The sequence below is a fragment of the Streptomyces sp. NPDC051576 genome (assembly GCF_040681835.1).
GTDB lineage: Bacteria > Actinomycetota > Actinomycetes > Streptomycetales > Streptomycetaceae > Streptomyces.
Window position 1 is genome coordinate 38,280 of the sequence record NZ_JBFAZO010000018.1, and the last position, 19,709, is coordinate 57,988.

The 19,709-nt window shown below is 71.3% G+C and carries 18 protein-coding genes and 1 pseudogene; 8 read left to right on the forward strand and 11 right to left on the reverse strand.

Annotated features, from left to right (window positions below):
• Window positions 1-6: 6 nt before the first annotated feature.
• Entirely contained in the window at window positions 7-777 is a 771-nt protein-coding gene (locus tag AB0M63_RS42020; RefSeq protein ID WP_366023104.1) for an alpha/beta hydrolase, read from the reverse strand.
• Between the two features lie 164 nt (window positions 778-941).
• Here AB0M63_RS42020 and mptB point away from each other — a divergent pair, with 164 nt between their 5' ends.
• On the forward strand, window positions 942-2,336 hold the full coding sequence (gene mptB, locus AB0M63_RS42025) for a polyprenol phosphomannose-dependent alpha 1,6 mannosyltransferase MptB (protein ID WP_366023105.1): 1,395 nt from the start codon (window positions 942-944) through the stop codon (window positions 2,334-2,336).
• Entirely contained in the window at window positions 2,333-3,709 is a 1,377-nt protein-coding gene (locus AB0M63_RS42030) for a glycosyltransferase 87 family protein (RefSeq protein ID WP_366023106.1), read from the forward strand. Before mptB ends, AB0M63_RS42030 begins: the two co-directional genes overlap by 4 nt.
• An 11-nt stretch (window positions 3,710-3,720) precedes the next feature.
• Here AB0M63_RS42030 and AB0M63_RS42035 read toward each other — a convergent pair.
• From AB0M63_RS42035 to AB0M63_RS42045, 3 genes and pseudogenes are all read right to left on the reverse strand, one after another.
• Window positions 3,721-4,602: pseudogene (locus tag AB0M63_RS42035) on the reverse strand (D-alanyl-D-alanine carboxypeptidase); the annotation flags it as partial.
• Window positions 4,603-4,698: 96 nt separating this feature from the next.
• The gene (gene rho / locus AB0M63_RS42040; RefSeq protein WP_366023107.1) at window positions 4,699-5,838 is read right to left on the reverse strand and encodes a transcription termination factor Rho; all 1,140 of its coding nucleotides are present in this window, start codon (window positions 5,836-5,838) and stop codon (window positions 4,699-4,701) included.
• Between the two features lie 290 nt (window positions 5,839-6,128).
• Window positions 6,129-6,956: a class I SAM-dependent methyltransferase gene (locus AB0M63_RS42045; protein WP_366023108.1), complete on the reverse strand. Its 828-nt coding sequence runs from the start codon at window positions 6,954-6,956 to the stop codon at window positions 6,129-6,131.
• 167 nt (window positions 6,957-7,123) lie between these two features.
• Here AB0M63_RS42045 and AB0M63_RS42050 point away from each other — a divergent pair, with 167 nt between their 5' ends.
• From AB0M63_RS42050 to AB0M63_RS42075, 6 genes are all read left to right on the forward strand, one after another.
• A complete protein-coding gene (locus AB0M63_RS42050; RefSeq protein ID WP_366023109.1) occupies window positions 7,124-7,894 on the forward strand; it encodes an SDR family NAD(P)-dependent oxidoreductase in 771 nt (256 codons plus the stop codon).
• A gap of 6 nt (window positions 7,895-7,900) precedes the next feature.
• A complete protein-coding gene (locus AB0M63_RS42055; protein ID WP_366023110.1) occupies window positions 7,901-8,314 on the forward strand; it encodes a VOC family protein in 414 nt (137 codons plus the stop codon).
• A gap of 11 nt (window positions 8,315-8,325) precedes the next feature.
• Window positions 8,326-9,858 carry an MFS transporter gene (locus tag AB0M63_RS42060; RefSeq protein WP_358849632.1) on the forward strand — a complete coding sequence of 511 codons (1,533 nt, stop codon included), beginning with the start codon at window positions 8,326-8,328 and terminating at the stop codon, window positions 9,856-9,858.
• A gap of 131 nt (window positions 9,859-9,989) precedes the next feature.
• On the forward strand, window positions 9,990-10,721 hold the full coding sequence (locus AB0M63_RS42065; protein ID WP_366023111.1) for a nuclear transport factor 2 family protein: 732 nt from the start codon (window positions 9,990-9,992) through the stop codon (window positions 10,719-10,721).
• Entirely contained in the window at window positions 10,718-11,059 is a 342-nt protein-coding gene (locus AB0M63_RS42070) for a YciI family protein (RefSeq protein ID WP_366023112.1), read from the forward strand. Before AB0M63_RS42065 ends, AB0M63_RS42070 begins: the two co-directional genes overlap by 4 nt.
• Window positions 11,056-12,312 (forward strand): RNA polymerase sigma factor, encoded by a 1,257-nt coding sequence (locus AB0M63_RS42075; RefSeq protein ID WP_366023113.1) that lies wholly within the window; start codon window positions 11,056-11,058, stop codon window positions 12,310-12,312. The genes AB0M63_RS42070 and AB0M63_RS42075 overlap by 4 nt, the downstream gene beginning before the upstream one ends.
• Here the strand turns inward: AB0M63_RS42075 and AB0M63_RS42080 are convergent.
• From AB0M63_RS42080 to AB0M63_RS42110, 7 genes are all read right to left on the reverse strand, one after another.
• Window positions 12,301-13,068 (reverse strand): SDR family oxidoreductase, encoded by a 768-nt coding sequence (locus AB0M63_RS42080; protein WP_366023114.1) that lies wholly within the window; start codon window positions 13,066-13,068, stop codon window positions 12,301-12,303. The two genes, AB0M63_RS42075 and AB0M63_RS42080, sit on opposite strands and share 12 nt — an antisense overlap.
• A gap of 37 nt (window positions 13,069-13,105) precedes the next feature.
• A complete protein-coding gene (locus tag AB0M63_RS42085) occupies window positions 13,106-14,086 on the reverse strand; it encodes a LysR family transcriptional regulator (RefSeq protein WP_366023115.1) in 981 nt (326 codons plus the stop codon).
• A gap of 157 nt (window positions 14,087-14,243) precedes the next feature.
• Window positions 14,244-15,200: a fumarylacetoacetate hydrolase family protein gene (locus AB0M63_RS42090; protein WP_366023116.1), complete on the reverse strand. Its 957-nt coding sequence runs from the start codon at window positions 15,198-15,200 to the stop codon at window positions 14,244-14,246.
• A gap of 3 nt (window positions 15,201-15,203) precedes the next feature.
• Window positions 15,204-16,574, reverse strand: a complete 1,371-nt coding sequence (locus AB0M63_RS42095) for an FAD-binding oxidoreductase (RefSeq protein ID WP_366023117.1) — start codon at window positions 16,572-16,574, stop codon at window positions 15,204-15,206.
• A gap of 8 nt (window positions 16,575-16,582) precedes the next feature.
• Complete coding sequence (locus tag AB0M63_RS42100; protein WP_366023118.1) at window positions 16,583-17,563, reverse strand: cyclase family protein; 981 nt, start codon at window positions 17,561-17,563, stop codon at window positions 16,583-16,585.
• Entirely contained in the window at window positions 17,560-18,567 is a 1,008-nt protein-coding gene (locus tag AB0M63_RS42105) for an amidohydrolase family protein (protein WP_366023119.1), read from the reverse strand. The genes AB0M63_RS42100 and AB0M63_RS42105 overlap by 4 nt, the downstream gene beginning before the upstream one ends.
• A complete protein-coding gene (locus AB0M63_RS42110) occupies window positions 18,564-19,688 on the reverse strand; it encodes an FAD-dependent monooxygenase (protein WP_366023120.1) in 1,125 nt (374 codons plus the stop codon). Before AB0M63_RS42110 ends, AB0M63_RS42105 begins: the two co-directional genes overlap by 4 nt.
• Between the last annotated feature and the right edge of the window lie 21 nt (window positions 19,689-19,709).

Here is a 19,709-nt window from a genome sequence, read left to right on the forward strand (position 1 = left end):
CCGCCGTCAGCCCAGGAACTCGTCCAGCAGCGGCGTGAGCAGCGAGGTCCGCCGCATGAGGCTCATGTGCGTGGTGCCGGGCAGGACGGCGAGCCGCGCGTCGGGGATGAGTCGCTGCATCTCGGCGGCGTGCTCGACGCGCACGAAGTCCCCGTCGCCGACGACCAGCAGCGTGGGTGCGGTCAGCGCGCGCAGGTCGTCGGCGGTCCACGGCAGGGGCCCGTTCGCCGCCGCCGAGACCTTGGCCAGGAAGTCCTGGAAGTGCTCGGGATGCGGGGCGACGGCCGCGTAGGCGTCGGCCATCTCCTGGAAGTCCGCCTGGCTGGGCAGCCGGGGCGAGCTGTAGTCGGGGCTGCGGACGTCGTCGTGGTAGCCGTCCTGGGCGTACTGGGTGGCTGCCAGCACGAGCCGTCCGACCCGCTCCGGGTGCCGGACCGCGATCTCCAGCGCGGTCAGTCCGCCCAGGCTGAAGCCGATGAAGTCGGCCTGCTCGACGCCGAGTTCGTCGAGCAGCGCCACCACGTCGGAGGCCAGGTCCGGCACCGTCATCGGGCGGTCGGTGTCCGCGGTGCGGCCGTGGCCCTGGAGTTCCGGGGCGATGACGTACCGGTTCGCGGACAGCGCGGGCAGCACGCTCCCGAAGGTCAGACCGATGGTGAGGACACCGCCGTGCAGCAGCACCAGCGGACGCCGGTCCTGGTGTTCGGCGCCGTGGATCTCGTAGTACATCTCCAGGCCGTTCACCTTGGCGTGGGCGGAACTGTTCGGCACGGTCATCACATCCGTTCGGTGAAAGCGGGTCATGGGGGAGACCGGCCGCGGACAGAGAACTCATCGGTACCGCGGCCCGATCACACGGAGGTCACGCGCAGTCCGCCGCACGGAGAGCGGCACGTCGCTTTCCCGCCATCCGGCGTTGACACGCTTGGCGAGTGTTGGCCATGGCTTTTCCCATCGATCTCCGCCGCTGCCAGTTGCTCGGTCTGGCCGGAACCGCCGTCCTCGCCCTGGGCGGTGAGACGGCTGGAGCGCTCCCGGCCGCCGACCTCTTCTCCCCGGCCTCCGCACAGGCCGCGCTGGGGCTGGTCGGCGTCTACTTCGGTGTCGTCCTGCTGATAGCGGCCTGGCTGCTGCTGGGCAACCTGATCCGCAGCGCCGAACCGCCGACCCCGCGCTCCCTGCTGCTGGTCCTCGCCGTGTGGGCGGCCCCGCTGCTGCTCGCGCCGCCGCTGTTCAGCCGGGACGTGTACAGCTATCTCGCGCAGGGCGCCATGGTCGACGCCCACATGGACGTGTACGCGCACGGCCCCGCCACGCTCGGCGGCCCCCTCGCCGACGAGGTCGCCCCGCTGTGGCAGCACACCGGAGCGCCGTACGGCCCGGTGTTCCTCGCCGTGGCCTCGGGGCTCTCCGGGCTGACCCGGGGAGAACTCCCCGCCGGGCTCTTCGGAATGCGGCTCGTCGCGCTCCTCGGGGTGGGTCTGATGGCCGCCGCCCTGCCCCGGCTCGCCCGGAACAGCGGCGCCGACCCGGCCGCCGCGCTCTGGCTCGGCGCCCTCAACCCGCTCGTCCTGCTCCACCTCGTCGCGGGCGCCCACAACGACGCGATCATGCTCGGGCTGCTCGGCGTCGGCCTGGTCGCCGCCCTCGGCCGCTGGCCGGTCCTGGGCGCCGTACTCGTCACCCTCGCGGCCCTGGTCAAGGCACCTGCCGCGCTCGGCCTCGCCGCGGTCGTGCTCCTCCAGATCCGCGCGGGCCATCGCCCGGCCAAGGCCGTCACCACGACCGTCGTCGCCTCTGCGGCCACCACGATCGCCGCCACGGCCATCGCCGGCACGGGCTACGGCTGGATAGGCGCCCTCGACACACCCGTCTCGGCGCACAACTGGGCCCTCACCAGCCTCCTCGGCCGCGCCACCGGCGCCCTGCTGGAACACCTGGGCAGCGATCTCGCCCCCTTCGCCATCCCGGCCTGGCACGCCCTCGGACTCGCGGTCACCGGCGCCGCCATCCTCGCCATATGGTTCCGCCTGCGCCCCAGCCCGGTCTACGCGCTCGGCCTGAGCCTCGCGGTCGTGGCCGTCTTCGGCCCGGCGATCCGCCCCTGGTACGCCCTCTGGGGCCTCTTCCTCATCGCCGCCGCCGCGCCCAGCACGTCGGTACGACACCGCGTGGCCGCCGTGACCGGTGTCCTCGCGCTGGCCGTGCTGCCCAGTGGCGGCCCCGCCGACATCGGACAACTCGTGCTGGCCGTCTCCGGCGGTGTCCTCGCGGTCGTCGTCCTGTGGCAGGCCCGCCAGGCGGCACAGGCCCCGGCCCTGGGACGTACGGCATGAGAACACCCAGCACCGACCGCGGCCGACTCCTTCTGGTGCTGGCCCTCGCCACCGCGGTCGCCGTCTTCACCGCGACCGTCCCGCTGCTGCGCGACTGGTTCGACCTGCGCGTCTACTACGGCACGGTCCACACCTGGCTCCACCACGGCGGCCGGATCTACGACTACCAGGTCCCCGGGACGACGTACGGATTCACCTACCCGCCGTTCGCCGCCGTCAGCATGGCCCCGATGGGGTACCTCGGGCTCGGCACTGCGATCACCGCCGCGCTGTTCCTCAACCTGGCGGCCCTCGCCGCCGTACTGCGCATCCTGGCCGGCCCCGACTGGCGGCGTTACGGCTGGTTCGGGTGGGCGCTGGTGGCCTGCGGTCTGGCGCTGTTCGAGCCCCTGCGCGACACCTTCAGCTTCGGGCAGGTGAACCTCCTGCTGCTCGCCCTGGTCCTGGGCGACGGCTGGCTGCTCTCCACCGGCCGGGGCCGCTGGGCGGGCGTCGGTATCGGACTCGCGGCGGCGGTCAAGCTCACGCCGGCGCTCTTCATCGGCCTGCTGCTGGTGGCCAGACGCTGGAGGGCCGCCGCGGTCGCGACCGCCGTGGCCCTCGGCGCGACCGGGCTCGCGGCCCTGGTGGACCCGGACGCCTCACGCTTCTACTGGACCCGGGCGATGTGGGACACGACCCGCGTGGGCCGCCTCGACTACGTCTCCAACCAGTCCCTGCAAGGCGTCCTGGCCCGGCTCGGCGAGACCGGCCGCCCGCTGTGGGCGAGTGTCGTCCTCATCGTGCTGTGCGTGTGGGCGGTGCGGGCACGGCGTGCGGTCGTCGCCGGGGACTGGATCGCCGCGTTCGCGCTGACCGGGCTGACCGCCTGTCTGGTCAGCCCGATCACCTGGGTGCACCATCTCGTGTGGCTGCTGCCGTCCTTCGCCGTGCTGATCCGCGCCGGGCACCCGCGGATCGCGGGCGCCCTCTACGCGGTGATGTGCACCAGCGTCGTGTGGCTGTGGTTCAACGACGCCTCGGGCATCGACGGCTTTCTCGGCAGCAACACATACACCTGGATCACTCTCGGTCTGCTGCTGTGGCTGCCGACCGGTCAGGCCCTGGACGACCGCGCACCCCTGAGCCGCAACGCCACCACGACCGCACCCGCGCCGAGCGCCGCGGCGGCCACGATCGCCGCCGTCTCCGTCCAGCCCGGACCGTCGTCCGGTACGACCGGGGCGGCCACCGGCGCGGCGGGGGGACCCGGCCTCGGCCCGGCCCGCAACGTGTCCAGCGAACCCACCGGATCGACCCGCCCGGCGGCCGCGAAACCCCAGTCGAGCAGCTCGCGCGCCTCCTTGTACACGGTGAAGCCGCCGCCCGCCTGAGGGTTCATCACCGTGACGACGAGCGAGTGCCCGCCCCGGCGCGCCGCCGCGACGAGCGTGTTGCCCGCGTGGGTGGTGTAGCCGTTCTTCACGCCGATGAGACCCGGGTACGGTTCGACACCGTCGTTGCCGGTCAGCAGCCGGTTGGTGTTCTGGATCGCGTACGAGGACCCGTCGCCCGGGAACTCGGCCTCGGCGGTGGAGCAGTACCGCGCGAAGTCCGCGTTGCGCAGCCCGTCCCGGCCGAACACCGCGAGGTCGAAGGCGGAGGACACCTGGCCGTCGGTGTCGTAGCCGTCCGGTGAGACGACATGGGTGTCGAGCGCGCCCAGAGCGCGGGCCTTGGCCTGCATCCGGGCGGCCGTGGTGTCCCAGCCGCCGTTGAGGGCGGCCAGGACGTGCACGGCGTCGTTGCCGGAGTTGAGGAAGACCCCGCGCCACAGATCGGCGACCCGGTAGGTGTGGCCCGCCTCGACCCCGACCAGGCTGCTTCCCTCGCCGATGCCGGCCAGGTCCTGCTCGCTGACCCGGTGCCGCAGGCCGCCCGGCAGCACGGGGAGGACGGTCAGGGCGAAGAGGGTCTTCAGGGTGCTGGCGGGCGGGAGTCTGCGATGTGCGTCGTGCGCGGCCAGCACGTCACCGGTGCGGGCGTCCGCCACCAGCCAGGACAGGGCCGAGACGTCCGGGATCCCGGGTGCTCCGGGGTGCGGCCGGACCTGGGTCCCGGGGCCGTTCAGGAGCGCCGATGGGGGTGCCGCGGCTCCCGCTCCGCCCGGTGTGCCGGGGCCCGGCCCGGTGTGGGCCGCCGCGGCGACGGGCGTGAACGCGAGGACGCCCGCCAGGCAGAGGGCGCAGGTTGACACGGCGATCCGGGATGGGAATCCGATAGTCATACCGCAAAGCTAGGAACGGAGGCGCCGTAGAAGGTGCTGGCCGGGCCGGGCGGGGCGAGCGAGCACCCGGATGCCCTAGTCCCACGGCCGTGCCGGTCAGTCCGAAGGCAGCGTCGGCTGGATGCGGCGTAGGAACGTCGCGTTGTCCGGGGTCTCCCGCATGCGCTCCAGGAGTGTCTCCGTGCTGCTCTGGCCGTCCCGTGTCTGCAGGGCCCGGCGCAGGCCGCGTACGGCCGTCAACTCGGCCGGGGTGAGCAGGAGTTCCTCGCGGCGGGTGCCGGACGGGTTGATCTCGACGGCCGGGAACACCCGGCGCGAGGCCAACTCGCGGCTGAGCCGCAGCTCCATGTTGCCGGTGCTCTTCAGCTCCTCGAAGTAGAAGTCGTCGGCACGGGAGCCGGTCTCGACCAGCGCGGTGGCGAGGATGGTGAGCGAGCCGCCCTCCTCGGCGAGGCGCGCGGCGCCGAAGAACTTCTTCGGCCCGATCAGCGCGGTCGCGTCGACACCGCCGCTGAGGGTACGGCCACCGGAGGCGGCCGCGTTGTTGTGCGCCCGGCACAGCCGGGTCAGCGAGTCGAGCAGGATCACGACGTCCTCGCCGGCCTCGACAAGCCGCTTGGCCCGCTCGATCACCAGCTCGGCCAGCGCGATGTGCTGCTTGGGCGCCTTGTCGAAGGTGGAGGCGTACACCTCGCCGCGCACGGAGCGCCGCATGTCGGTGACTTCCTCGGGGCGCTCGTCGAGCAGCACCACCATGAGGCGGGCCTCGGGGTGGTTGCCGGCGACGGCGGCCGCGACCTGCTGGAGCAGCACGGTCTTGCCGGTCTTCGGCGGGGCCACGATGAGCCCGCGCTGGCCCTTGCCGACGGGGGCGATCAGATCGGCGACGCGTCCGGTGAGGCCCGCCGCCGGGTGTTCGAGGTGCAGCCGCTCACGCGGGTGCAGCGGGGTGAGGTCACGGAAGTGGCGTCGGCCGCGCAGTTCGCCGGGCGTGCGCCCGTTGACGAACGCGACCTCGGTCAGGGCGCGCTGCCCGCCGCGGACACCTTCGACGAGGTCGCCCTTGCGCAGGCCATGACGGCGGATCAGCGCGGGGGAGACCTGGAGGTCGGTGGGCGAGGGCAGGCAGTCCAGTGCCCGCAGGTGCCCCTTCCCGTTGCCGTCGATGTCGAGGACACCGGTCGCGGTCTGGATACGGGGCTGTTCCTGTACTGGGGGTTCGAGTGTGGTGGTCATGATGGGTGGTCCTTTCAAGGACGGATGCATGTGTCATGCGGAAGGAAGGGGGAGAAGCCGCGGGTGGAGGGCGAACGAGCGCTCCTCGGGGCGGCGGGGAACATCACCTCGGGGTACGGCGGAAAAACGCCGGTCACGAGATGGTGTGGAGAAGCCGATGAACCGGTCGGAAATCGACGGGCCGTTCGGCGAAGGTGAAGTGGTACTGGCACCGGCGCCCACAGCGGGGCGTACACAAGTGCTGACCGCACCGTAGCACACCCGCTGCGACTCCGGCTGTGAGATACGGCTCAGCGGCTCGCCAGCAGGCCGTACAGGAGAGGGATCCGCGGCTCGGGCAGTCGCCACCAGCCGCCGGGCGTCCGGACCATCCGCGGCCAGCGCGGCCACGGCAGTTCGTCGCTCTCACGGAGCCGCCGGATGTTCAGTCCCGCTGTCGTCAACGCGTTGATGACCTCGTCTATTCCGTGCATCCACTCGTAACTGTCGGTCGCACCCGCGACGGCCGGACCGTCGGTGTACGTGAACGTCGCGTCCCGGCGCACGGGACCGCCGCCGCCCAGGTAGTCGTGGCGCAGCACCAGTTCGGGCCCCTCGTCCGGAGCCGGCTTCGGGCCCAGCGAGTTGAGCAAGGGATGGAACTCGACCACGTACAACAGGCCGCCGGGACGCAGGAGTTGGGCCACGACATTCGCCCAGCGCGGCAGATCCGGCAAGTAGCACAGGGCGCCCTTGCCGGTGTACACGACGTCGAACTGCCGCTGCCCCAGGGCCTCCACGGCGTCGTACACGTTCGCCTGTACGTAGCCGACGTCGAGGTCGGCCTTCGCCGCGATGGCGTTCGCGGCCGCCACGGACGCCTCCGAGAAGTCGAGTCCCGTGGCGCGTGCCCCGCGCTGCGCGAACGCGAGGGTCTCGGTGCCGAGGTGGCACTGGAGGTGGAGCACGTCACGGCCGCTCAGGTCGCCGAGGTCGTCCCACTCGAAGGCGGCGAACCAGCGCTCCGGGTCCGGGTCGCCGTCGAGGCCGTAGAACCGGCTGGCGAGGTGGACGGGGGTGCGGGCGTCCCAGTTGGCCTGGTTGGCGCGCATCAGCCGAGCGTGCTCGTCGGTGCTCATGGGGACATCCTCTCGTGAACCTGTGAGGAGTTCCCGGCTCCGCGCCTCATACCAGCCATACAAACCCCCGATGCCCCTTCGCCGGTCCATTTCTTGTTCTCGCCAATGGCCGTACCTACGCTGCCACCACCGCACCACGGCGGCACGGGACAAGGGACTTGGCAATCATGGGTCGACTGGCCGGGAAAATCGCTTTCATCAGTGGAACGGGGGCGGGAATAGGGCGGGCCGCGGCACTGATATTCGCGGCGGAGGGCGCCGAGGTCTTCGGCTGCGACATCGACGAGGGAAACGCGGCCGAGACAGTGGAACTCGTAGAGAAAGCCGGGGGAATCATGCGGTCGCTCGCACCCGTGGACCTGTCCACCCAGACCGGTGCCCGGGAGTGGATCGAGGCCGGGATCGCGGCCTTCGGCGGGATCGACATCCTCTACAACAACGCCTCGGCGCTGCGGAACGGCCCCTTCGAGACGATGCCCGCCGAGGACTGGTACTTCACCATCAAGAACGAGTTGGACATCCCCTACTTCTGTACGCAGGCCGCCTGGCCGCACCTGATCGCGCGCGGTGGCGGCGCCGTGCTCAACGTCGCCTCCGTGGCCGCCGTACGCGGTGCGCCCTTCATGCCGATGGTGCCCCACGGGGCCGCCAAGGGCGGGGTGTTGGCGATGAGCATGCACCTGTGCGCGGCCGGCGCCCCGCACCGCATCCGCGTCAACACCATCGCCCCGGGGATGACCCGCACCTCCGCCACCGCACCCTTCCTCGACGATCCGGACGGCCCCAAGGCCCAGTTGGAGGCGCGCATCCCGGTCGGGCGCGTGGGGCGGCCCGAGGACATCGCGCGGGCCGCCGCCTTCCTCTGCTCCGACGAGGCGGCCTTCGTCAACGGCGCCAACCTCATGGTCGACGGCGGCGACAGCGCGATGGCGGGCTGAGCCGCCGTGACCGTACGACTCGACCACGTGGGCGTCAACGTACGTGATCTGACCGCCCAAACCGCTTGGTACCAGGGCGCGTTCGGCCTGAAGACCGTCTTCGCGTTCCACCTCGAAGGACCCGGTCTGCGAGGCGTCGTGCTGGAGCATCCGGAGGGCTGGCGCATCGAACTGCTCGCCCGGCCCGGCTCCGCCCCGGGCCTGCGCGCACCGGACCCGATGACCGCCGTACTCACCGAGGGATACGGGCACTTCGCGGTCACCACCCCCGAACTCGACCCCGTCCACGGCGCCTTGCTGGCCCATGGCGCGGGCGAGGTCATGGCACCCGGGCCGTCCCCCGAGCCCGGAGTGCGCATGGCCTGGGTCAGCGACCCCGAGGGAAATCTCATCGAACTCATAGAGAAAAACGCAGAGTGAGGGCACGCACGATGACGGATTCGATCTCCTTGAAAAGACTGGACCCCGGAACGCTCATAGCGTGCTGTCTCGCGGTCGCGGCGGCACAGTTGTGCATTACCGTTCCCTCGCCCATCAACGGAGAAATCCAGGCCGCATTCGGCGCCTCGGGTTCCCAGGTCGCCTGGGTCACCTCCGCGTTCATTCTCCCCACCGCGATTCTGGAACTGAATTTCGGTGTGGTGGGCGATCTCTTCGGGCGCAAGCGGCTGTTGGTCCTCGGCGGACTCGTCCTGGCGCTGGGTGAACTCCTCAACTCCACCTCGCAGAACATCACCATGATGTGGACCGGTCAGGCCCTGGCCGGCATCGGCGCCGCCGCGCTCTTCCCCAGCTCCCTCGCGGTCATCGCGGCGGCCACCCCGGACGGCAAGGACCGGGCGAAAGCCGTCTCCACCTGGGCGCTGAGCATCTCCCTCGCCTCCGCGCTCGGCCCGCTCTCCTCCGGGATCCTCGCCACGGTCGCCGACTTCCGCTGGGCGTTCGTACCGCCGGTCGTCCTCGGTCTGATCGTCGCCGTCGCCTGCCGGCAGCTCGTCACCGACTCCAAGGCGCCCGAGGGCCGCGCCCTGGACTGGCCTGGCCAGATCACCATCGCCGTCGGGCTGACCGCCCTGCTCTGGGGCATCATCGAGGGCGGCGACCGCGGCTGGGGCAGCGCGGCGATCGTGGGCTCGCTGACCCTGGCGGCCGTGGCGCTCGCCGGATTTGTCGTCGCGGAGACCCGCGCCACCTCACCGATGTTCAACCTCGACCTGCTGAAGATCCCCTCGTTCGCGGCGGCGGCCGTCGTGGCACTGGCCGGCATGTTCGGCTTCATCGGCACCGCCTACTGCGTGTCGATCCGCCTCGGCGCGGTCATGCACCTGAGCGCGCTGCGGGCCGGCATGCCGTTCGTGATCCTGCAGTTGATCCCGCTGCTGCTGGCACCGGTGCTCAGCAGGATGCTCACCCGCGTCGACGCCCGCTGGCTCCTGATGGGCGGCCTGCTGCCCATGGCCGCAGGGCAGTTCTGGATCGCCGCACTGCCCATCACCACCACCTCCCTCGTGGCCTTCATCGGCCCGGTGCTGCTGCTCGGCATCGGCTTCATCTGCGTGGTGTCCTCGCTGACCTCCGCCGCCGTGAACGCCGTACCGATCAACATGACCGGCATGGCCAGCGGCGCGACCAGCCTGGTGCGCGAGTTCGGGCAGGGACTCGGCCCTGCCGTGATCAGCACCATCGCGATGAGCGCCGCGTCCTCCGCACTCGTCGGCAAGCTCAGCGGCGCCGACGCGGGCATGGAGAAGGCGGCCGGACCCCTGGCCGTCGTCAACGCGGGCAGCGCCCAGGCAAAGGCCGCAGCGCAGACCGCCCTCGGCCACGGCATGGCCCTGGGCGTGGTGATCTGCGGCTGCGCCTCCCTGCTGGGCGCGGTGGTCACCCTGCTGCTGGTGCGCAAGAACACCGAGCGGTCGACCGTGGGGGCGGGGGAGCCGTCGGTGCAGGCGGCGACCGCGTAAACGCTCGTGTCGGAGGGGAAGGCCGGGGCACAGTGCCCCGGCCTTTTCGCGTTTTCCCGCAGCGGGTGTCGATTCGCCTCGGCCGCGTTCGTCGGTGGGGTGTAGGAAGCTCATGAGGACCGGGAGGAACCATGAAGTACATGCTGCTCGTATGCGGCGACGACACCGCCGACAGCTCCAGGATGGCACCCGTCGAACCGTGGGTGGAGGACCTGGGCGACCGTAATGTACGGCTGCACGGCCACCGCCTCGCGCTGCCCGCCGACGCCGTCACCGTGCGGGTGCGTGGCGGCGAGGTGCTGCGCACCGACGGGCCGTTCGCCGAGACCAAGGAGTACGTCGCCGGATTCGACATCCTGGAGTGCGACACCCTGGAGGAGGCCGTCGAGGCCGCCGCCAAGCACCCCGTCGCCACCGTCGGAGCGATGGAGGTGCGCCCCTTCTGGCCCATGGACGGCGAGGAGGAGGGCGAGCCCGAGATCCGCGCACTCGACGCCGAACTGACCGAGGCCCTCCGCGAGCGGGACGTGGACCGGGTCCTCGCCTGCTACGCCCAGGACGTGACGGCCTTCGCGGGAGGCGCCGAACGGCACGGGACCGCAGCCCTCCGCAAGGCCGTGGAGGACGACCTCGCGGGCGTGACCGGGCCCCTGACCCGCGAGGTGCTGGAGTTCCGCGTCCACGTCGACGAGTCCATCGCCTTCGGCAACGCCCTCGTCCGACTGCGCGGCACCCGCACCGGCGGCCGTCCGCTGAACGACGTCCTGCGCGTGACCACCGGCTACCGCAACGTCGGCCCGCGCTGGCTGATCGTCCACGAACACGTGTCCACCACGGAGACATCGACCGAGGAGCGGTCATGAAGTACGTCCTGCTCATCTGCACCCCCGTCGGCGGCGAGGAACTCAGCCCCGCCGAGATCGCCGACGACCCCCGCTTCACCGCGTACACCGAAGAGGTCCGCGGTCGCGACCTCATGCGCGGCGGAGCCCGGCTGCGGCCCGCCACCGACGCCACCACCGTGCGCGTCCAGGGCGACGAAGTCCTGCTCACCGACGGCCCGTTCGTCGAGTCCAAGGAGTATGTCGCGGGTATCGACATCATCGAGGTCGCCGATCTCGACGAGGCGATCTCGCTCGCTTCCCGGCACCCCGCCGCGCTCGCCGGCGGTTCGGTCGAGGTGCGGCCGGTCTGGGAGTGAACGTGCCGGACGTCGAGAAGGCGGTCGCCGTCGCCTTCCGCGAGGAATGGGGCCAGGTCGTCGCCACCCTTATCCGGGTGACCGGCGACTGGGACCTCGCGGAGGAGTGCGCGCAGGACGCCTTCGCCCAGGCACTCGACCGGTGGCGGCGCGACGGAATCCCGCGCCGCCCCGGCGCCTGGCTCACCACGACCGCCCGCAACCGCGCCCTCGACGTACTGCGCCGGGAGGCGGTCGGGGCGGCGAAACTGCGGGAGGTCGCGGTGCTGGCACGGGACGAGGGACCGTACGACCCGGAGTACGACGGCGACGACAGCGGGGTCCACGACGACCGGCTGCGGCTGATCTTCACCTGCTGCCATCCCGCGCTGCCCATCGAGGCCCGGGTCGCCCTCACCCTGCGCACGCTCGCGGGTCTCACGACCCCTGAGATCGCCCGCGCCTTCCTCGTCCCCGAGGCGACCATGGCGCAACGCCTGGTGCGCGCCAAGAAGAAGATCCGCAACGCGGGCATCCCCTACCGCGTCCCGCCCGCGCATCTGTTGCCCGAGCGCACGACCGGCGTGCTGGGCGTCGTGTACCTCCTCTTCAATGAGGGGTACGCGGCCACGTCCGGCACCGACCTGGTCCGGACGAACCTGTGCGCGGAGGCGATCCGCCTGGCCCGCGTCCTGGCCCGCCTGATGCCGGACGAGCCCGAAGTGCTCGGCCTGCTGGCGCTGTTGCTGCTGCACGACGCCCGCCGCCACACGCGCGTGGACACCGCGGGCGAACTGGTCACCCTGGAGGACCAGGACCGTACGGCCTGGGACCGCGCCGAGGTCGACGAGGGCGCCGCCCTCCTGGAGACGGCCCTCCGCCGGGGCCGCCCCGGCCCCTACCAGATCCAGGCCGCCATCGCCGCCTGCCACACCACCGCACCCACCGCCACCGACACCGACTGGGCCGATATCGCGGGCCTGTACGGCGAGTTGGAGCGCTTCGTGCCCTCGCCGGTGGTGCGCCTGAACCGAGCGGTGGCCGTGGGCATGGCGGACGGAACGGAGGCCGGACTCGCTCTGGTGGCGGAACTGGAACGGGGCGGCGAGCTGGCCGGCTACCACCTGCTGCCGGCGACCCGCGCGGATCTGCTGCGACGCGACGGGCGTACGACGGAGGCGGCCGAGGCGTACGAGCGGGCGCTGGAGCTGGTGGAGAACGAGGCGGAACGCCGTTTCCTCCAGACCCGACTTCAGGAGTGTCTAGGCATCTAGGGCATTCGTGATCGCCTTCACCCCGCCGTGCGCCGCATACCCCCCGTCCACCGTGATCTCCGCGCCATTGACGTACGACGCCTCGTCCGACAGCAGATAGACGACCAGCGGGGCCACCTCGTCGACCGTGCCGGCCCGCCCCTGCGGGGTCAGGGAGAGGTGGGCCCGGACGAACACCGGGTTGGCGGACGCCATCAGCGGGGTCTCGATGTAGCCGGGGTGGATCACGTTCGTCCGGATGCCGCGCGGGGCCAGCTCCAGCGCGGCCACCTTCGACAGCCCGCGCAGCGCCCACTTGCTGGTCGTGTACGCGACCGCGTGATGGGCGGTGAGACCCGCGACCGAGCCGACGTTCACGATGGAAGAACCGGCCGGCATCAGCGGGGCGAGGGCCTGGATGCCGAGCAGCGCGCCCGTGGTGTTCACCGCGAAAGCCCGGTTCCAGTCGGCGAGTTGGACGTCACCGAGCCGGGCCCGCATGGGAATGCCCGCGTTGTTCACGAGCCCGTGCACGACGTCCAGCCCGGCCGCGAGGTCCGCCCAGTCCTCCGGCGACGACACGTCCAGGTGCCGGTAGCGCACGTCGAGGCCGTCGGCGCGCAGGGACGCGGCCAGCTTCCCGCCCGCCTCGTCGAGGACGTCGGTCGCCACCACGATCGCTCCCTCGCGGGCGGCGGCGGCCACCTCGGCGGCTCCCTGGCCCTGCGCGGCCCCGGTGACGACGACGGTACGACCGGCCAGACGCGTGCGGCTCACGATTGCCTCCAGGGGTGCGGGATGTCTCCCGTCCACGCTAGGAAGCCGGGGTCAGCTCCGGAAACGCACGATCGGCATGGGTGGCATCCGCGCCGGCGATCTCCCGGGCCACCGGGTCCTCCAGCGACGCGCCCACCGCACGGACCGTCTCCCGCAGCCAGCGGTGCGCCGGGTCCGCGTGCCGGTTGTGGTGCCAGTACATGGCCTCCACCAGGGGTACGTCCGGGAACGGTGTCGGTACGACGGCGCAGCGCGCGAAGCCCTCGTAGCGCCGGGCGAGCCGCTCCGGCACGACGGCGACCAGGTCGGTGCCGCTCATCAGGAACGGCAGCACGCTGAAGCCGGGCGTGCTGACCTGCACCCTCGGTGTGATGCCGAGGGTCTCCAACTGCCGGTCGGCGGGCGTGAGTTTGCCGATCCCGCAGGCCGCGTGCGGCATCTCGGCGAGGTCCCGCAACGAGAGCCGCCCGTCGACTAGGCGCGGGTTGTCCGGGGCGACGAGACACACGAACCGGTCGTGCATCACGGCCTCGCTGACACCCGGCAGTTGGTAGCCGAGGGGCACGATCATCAGGTCGTGGCAGCGCAGATGGGTCTCCGTCTCCAACTGCCCGACGACGATCGGGTGGAAGTCGATCCGGATACCGGGCGCCTCCCGCGCGAGGGCGCGCAGCAGCGGTTCCACGAACATCGACATGACGTAGTCGGACATCACGACCGAGAACCGCTGCCGGCTGCGCGCCGGATCGAAGTGCCTGGTCAGCGACAGCGCCTCTTCCGCCTTGTGCAGCGAGGACTGGACGACCGGCAGCAGCCGCTCCGCGAGCGGGGTCAGCTCGTACTCGCGGCCCACCCGCACCAGCAGCTCGTCGTTGAAGTGCCGCCGCAGCCGGGCCAGCGAGCCGCTCATCGCGGACTGGCTGGTGGAAAGCCGCACCCCCGCGTGGGTGACGTTCTTCTCCTCCAGGAGGGCTTCCAGCGCCACCAGAAGATTCAGGTCGATCGCTCCCAGACCCATGCGTGTGTCCTTCCGGCCGCGTCGTTGAAGCTCGGTGAAACCGGAGCGTAACGACCGGGTTCCCGCCGAGGAAGAGCCCTGGAGGCAAGTCACAGGGATCCGATAGCTGCCATCGGATCCCTGGATGTGTGCAGGTCGGAGCCGTTTCGAGGTGGGGCTACGGCCGAGGGGTCCGGCCGCGCTTGCGGGCGCGCGGCAGATACACGTCCCCGCGGCCCGGCACGACCCGGTTGGAGAGGGTGCCGAGGCGTTCCACCGCGAGTGTCACCTTGTCTCCCGGCCGCAGCGGCGGCGGGGTTCGCTCGCCGACCCGGCCCCAGAACTCCGCCAGCGCGCCCCAGCCGCAGGTGCCCGAGCCGAGGATGTCCCCGGGGCGCACCCAGGCGTCCCGGGAGGCGTAGGCGATCATCTCCTCGAAGGTCCAGGAGACGTTGGCGAGGGTGTCGCGGCCGATCAGTTCACCGTTGAGGGTGACCGTCATCTCCAGGTCGAGGAAGCCGTCCGGGTCGCGCCGGTCCTCGACCTCGTCGGCGGTGACCAGACAGGGGCCCAGCGTGTTCGCGAAGTCCTTGCCCTTGGAGAAGCCGAGCCCGAGGTTCTTCTCCGGCTTCTGCAGATCCCGTGCGGACCAGTCGTTGAAGACCAGATAGCCGACGATGTGCTCGCGCGCCCGCTCCGGCGTGAGATCACGTCCGCTCCGGCCGATCACCGCACCGACCTCCAACTCGAAGTCGAGCACCGAGCAGCCCGCCGGCACCGGCACGTCGTCGTGCGCGCCGTACGCGGCATGGGGGTTGGTGAAATAGAAGTTGGGCGCCCTGTACCACTCCTCGGGCACGTGCTCCAACCCGTCCAGGGACTTCGAGACTCCCTCGATGTGCGCCTCGAAACCGACGAAGTCCCGGATGGACGGCGGCTTCAGCGGAGGCAGGAGCCGTACCTGATCCACCGTCAAGTCGCTGGGCTGCCGCAGTGCTTCGGTGCCGGCCGCGTGCAGCACCTCCTGCTCCAGCAGGGTCAGTACGGTGACGCCCTCGGGCAGCGGATGGACGGTACCGTCCCGGACGGCTCCGGCGCGCTCCACGCCCTCGTGCTCGTATGTCGCGAAACGCATCGCTCACTGCTCCCAGTGGTTGGTGTTGGTGACGGTCCCCGCGCTCAGATAGCCGGCGAAGAGGCCCTTGGGGTCACGTGCCGCCCGGATCTCCCGCAGCCGCCGCCACTGTTCGTCGCCCATGAACCTCAACTGCCGCACGGTGAAGTCCGAATCACCGAGGTACTGGCCGGCCGTGACCGGCTGCATGTCCGCCATCGCGCCGTCCAGCCAGGCACGCAACTCCGCGTCCCGGGACGGGTCGTCGTGGACGACATAGGTGGCGCAGTAGATCTCCGACTGCAACGAGAAGGCCATGTCGGGGAGTTGGCGCAGCGGTGCCATGGAGAACCAGATGGTGAAGGTGTGCCGGGTGGGCTGCTCGGTGAAGGCCCTGCGGATCGCCGGGACGACCTCGTCGGCGGGGCCGGTCAGCCAGGCGTTGTCCACCAGATAGCGGTGGCCCTCCGGGTTGGCGAGCCGCTGGCCCGCCAACTGCTCGTCCAGCGTGGTCCGTTGGGCCTCCACGCGGAACAGGGCCCGGTCCGCGTACGGGTTGGCGTGCAGCGGTGCCAGCGCCTCGGCGGCCTCCTCGGCGGTGTCGGTCATCGACACGCCCGTGACCAGCAGCACCGGTTCGTCCCGATCGGGCGGTGTCTGTGTGAGCGCGACGATCTCCACCAGGTCCGAGACCGTGTGGTGCATGCCGTGCAGCCAGGTCATGACCTCGTCGAACAGGTCGAGCGGATACGCGTGCACGGTGTGCCCCAGGTACTTCGGCAGCGGCCGCGTGCGCAGGTGGAAGCGGGTGACGATGCCGAAGAAGCCCGGGCCCGCGCCGCGCGCCGCCCAGAACAGGTCGCTGTGCCGGGTCTCGTCGGCGCGCACCAACTCGCCCTCGGCGGTGACCACATCGATCGCCACGATGTTCTCCGCCGCCCAGCCCCAGCCCCGCGCGTTCCACCCCTGGCCACCCTGGAGCAGGAAGCCGCCGATGCCGACGGAGGGGCAGTGCCCGCCATTGAAGAAGCGGCCGAACTCCCCGAGATACGGGTTGAGTTCGTCGCCGCCCTTGACGCTGGGAGTCGCCGACACGATCCCGGTCCTCGGGTCGTACGCCATCTCGCGAAAGCCCCCGAGGTCGATCAGCAAAGCGTTCTCGCGCACCGACCAGGCGGCCCAACTGTGCCCGCCGGAACGGACGGCGACCTGCCAGCCCCGCTCCAGGGCGAGCCGGACCCCTTCGATGACATCCTGCTCCGACTCGGCCATCAGGACGGCGGCCGGTGAACGGTCGCGCGGGACGCGGGCGTTGAAGACCCGGCCGAAGCACGCCTCCTCGAAGTCCTCGTCGTCGGGGAGGTGGAGGGTGCCGGAGAAGCGGTTCACGTTCATCTGCGGGCTCACTTGATCGCGATCGGGTTGACGGGAGCACCGACCGCGCCGGTCACCGGCAGTGGTGCGGCCACCAGCAGGAACTCGTGGACGCCGTCGGCCGCGCAGTCCTTGGCCAGTGCCTCCAGGTCCCACATCTCGCCCAGCGGGAGGCCCATGTTGGGGATCGCTATCTGGTGGAGCGGGGACATCGCGGGCTGCGGGAACTCGTACGGCCGTACCTCAAGTCCCCAGGTGTCGGAGGCGATCGCCGCGATCTCCGTGCGGTGCAGCCAGCCCAGGGTGGTGAAAGAGAGGCCGGGCGCGTCACCGGCGGCGTAACCGCCCCAGTCGCCGAGCCGTCGTACGCGGCCGAGTTGGCCGGTGCGGATCAGGACGAGGTCGCCGCGGCGGACCGACGAGGTCGCGCCCTGCGCCTCGATGGTGGCGCGCAGATGTTCCTCCAGGATGGGGAATCCGTCCGGGAGTTCACCGTGTTCGTCGCCGACCGTACGGCCCACGTCGAGGAGGACTCCCCGGCCGGTGAAGGCGTCCTTCATGTGCTCGATGCCGGTGACCGAGTCGCCGTCGCCGTTGACGATGGTGCACGGACGGCCGTTCCACGCCTGCTTGTTGTCGTAGATGTGGCCGAGGCCGTCCCACTGTGTGGAGGCCTGCAAGGGCATCACGACGTGGTCGTCGGCGCCGCCGAAGCCGTGCGGGAAGCCCTGGGTGCCGGCCGCCGCGTCGGAGCCGGTGTCCTTCATGTAGTGGACCGGGTTGATACGGCCGCGGAAACCGCGCTGCGGACCGGACTCGTTGAACTCCTGGGCGAGCGAGAAGGACCGACCGCGCCGCACCAGGCCCGCAGCGTGGGCACGGATCGCGTCGTCGACGAAGTTCAGCGTGCCGAGCACGTCGTCCTCACCCCAGCGGCCCCAATTGCGGTAGGCGGCACGGGCCTTGGCGAGTTCTTCCTCGATCGGACCGAGGGCAGCGGGGGCGGTCATCGGGTACGTCCTTTCAGCAGCAGGTCGAGGGCGTTGCCCCCGGCGACGGCGGCCCGGTCGGCCGGTGGAAGCCCGGCCGCGTCCAGCCGGGCCACCGGGTCGTCGACACCCATGTCGAAGGGGTGATCGGTACCGAGGACGACCCGGTCCGCGCCGACCTCCTCGACGAGGTGCCGCAGTGCGCGCGGGGTGTACACCAGCGCGTCGAACCACATCCGTCGCAGATAGGCGCTGGGCAACTCGACGCAGCCGCGGGCGTCCTGGCGTACCCGCCAGGCGTGATCGGAGCGGCCGATGTACGTCGGGAGGTAGCCGCCGCCGTGCGCGGCCACCAGCTTCAGGCGGGGGAAGCGGTCGAGGACGCCGGTGAAGACGAGATGCGAGAGCGCGACCGCCGTCTCCACCGGCTGACCGACCGTGTTGCCCAGGTAGTTGGTCGCCAGCCGCTCGCCGAGGGAGCAGCCCCAGGGGTGCACGAAGACGACCGCGCCCAACTCCTCCGCCCGCTGCCACACAGTGTCGTGCGCGGGATCGGCCAGTTCGCGGCCGTCGACCGTCGTGGAGACGCTGATGCCGTACAGGCCATGGTCGTTGACCGCCTGGTCCAGCAACGCGACCGCGAGGTCCGGGTGTTGGAGCGGGACCGTGCCGAGGCCGTACAACCGGTCGGGTGCCACGGCGCAGTGGGCGGCCACAGCCGCGTTGACGGTACGGGCGAGTCGGATCGCGAGGTCCGGGTCCGCCCAGTAATGGTGCATCGGCATCGGGCCGACCACCTGGATGTCGACGCCCATCGCGTCGAGGTCCGCGAGGCGGATGGTGACGTCCGTCAACTTGGGTGCCAGGCGCTGAAGTTGGTCGCGGTTGACAGCAAGGGACGCGGGGGAGTGGGCGCGTTGCTCGGCCGCGAGTTCGGCGGCGAGCCCCGCGGTGCCCGCGACCAGGGCGTCGGCGGCGGGGACGGCGAGGTGGCCGTGGAAGTCGACCACGGGTGAGCCGGTCATGCGGCGGCCGTCAGGTTGTCCAGCGTCTCCGACATGATCCGGGCCGGGTCGGCGCCGGGCGTCCCGGGATGGATCTCCCAGTCGGCGAGCTGGAGGGAGTTCTCCAGGACCATCCGCACCCGGGGCAACCGGCGGGCCATGAACACGTCCAGCGCCTTCTCGGTCGGCTCGTCCCCCGTCACCAGCTCCGCCAGCAGCACCGCGTCCTCCATGCACATCGCCGCGCCCTGCGCGATCAGCGGCGGACAGGCGTGCGCGGCGTCGCCGATGACCATCGCGCGGCCCCGGTGCCAGGGTTCTTCGACGAGGATCGCCTCGATCCAGCGGTAGTCGACCGCCGTGTCGTCGGGCAGCGAGGCGAGGATCTTCCCCCAGGTGCCGCCGTACCCGGCGCCGCGCTCGCGCAGCAGGTCGAGCGGGGCACGGGGGCCGATCAGGGAGGTGTCGAGGTTCTCGTCGAGGAGGTAGGCGTAGCACTGGTCAGCGGAGATGGGGCTGTAGCCGGCCTTGAAGCGGGGGCCGCCGTAGTACACCTCGGCGCAGTCCATCTCCGCCGGGCGGTCCGCGACGACCCGGAAGATCGACATGCCGACCGGGCGGGGCCCGGCATCGATGCCGATCAGCGCGCGCATCGCCGAGTTGATGCCGTCGGCGCCCACGACCAGGTCGTAGCGGCCGGTCGAGCCGTCCGTGAAGGCGACGTCCACGTGGTCGGGCGACTGGTCGAGCCGGTCCACGCTCAGCCCGAGGCGGACCCGCACCCCCTGCGCGTGCACCGCGTCGCACAGCGCGTCCTGCAGATCCGAGCGCAACGCGCCCGCTGTGGACGGCAGTTCGGGCCCGCCGGTGTGCGGGGTGTTCAACTCGGTGATCAGCCCGCCGTCGGCGTGGCGCAGCCGCATGATGTCGAAGGGCACCGCCCGGGCCAGCACCCGGTCCAGAACGCCCACGGAGCGCAGCGCCTTGAGCGCGTTGCCCTGGACGGTGATGCCATGGCCCACACCGAACCACCGCGGAGAGATCTCGACGAGCTCCACCTCGGCGCCCCGCTGGGCGAGCGCGAGACACAGCACGCTTCCGGTGATGCCGCCGCCGACGACGAGCACCTTTTGTACGGGCATGGGCGATCCTTGCGAACGTAG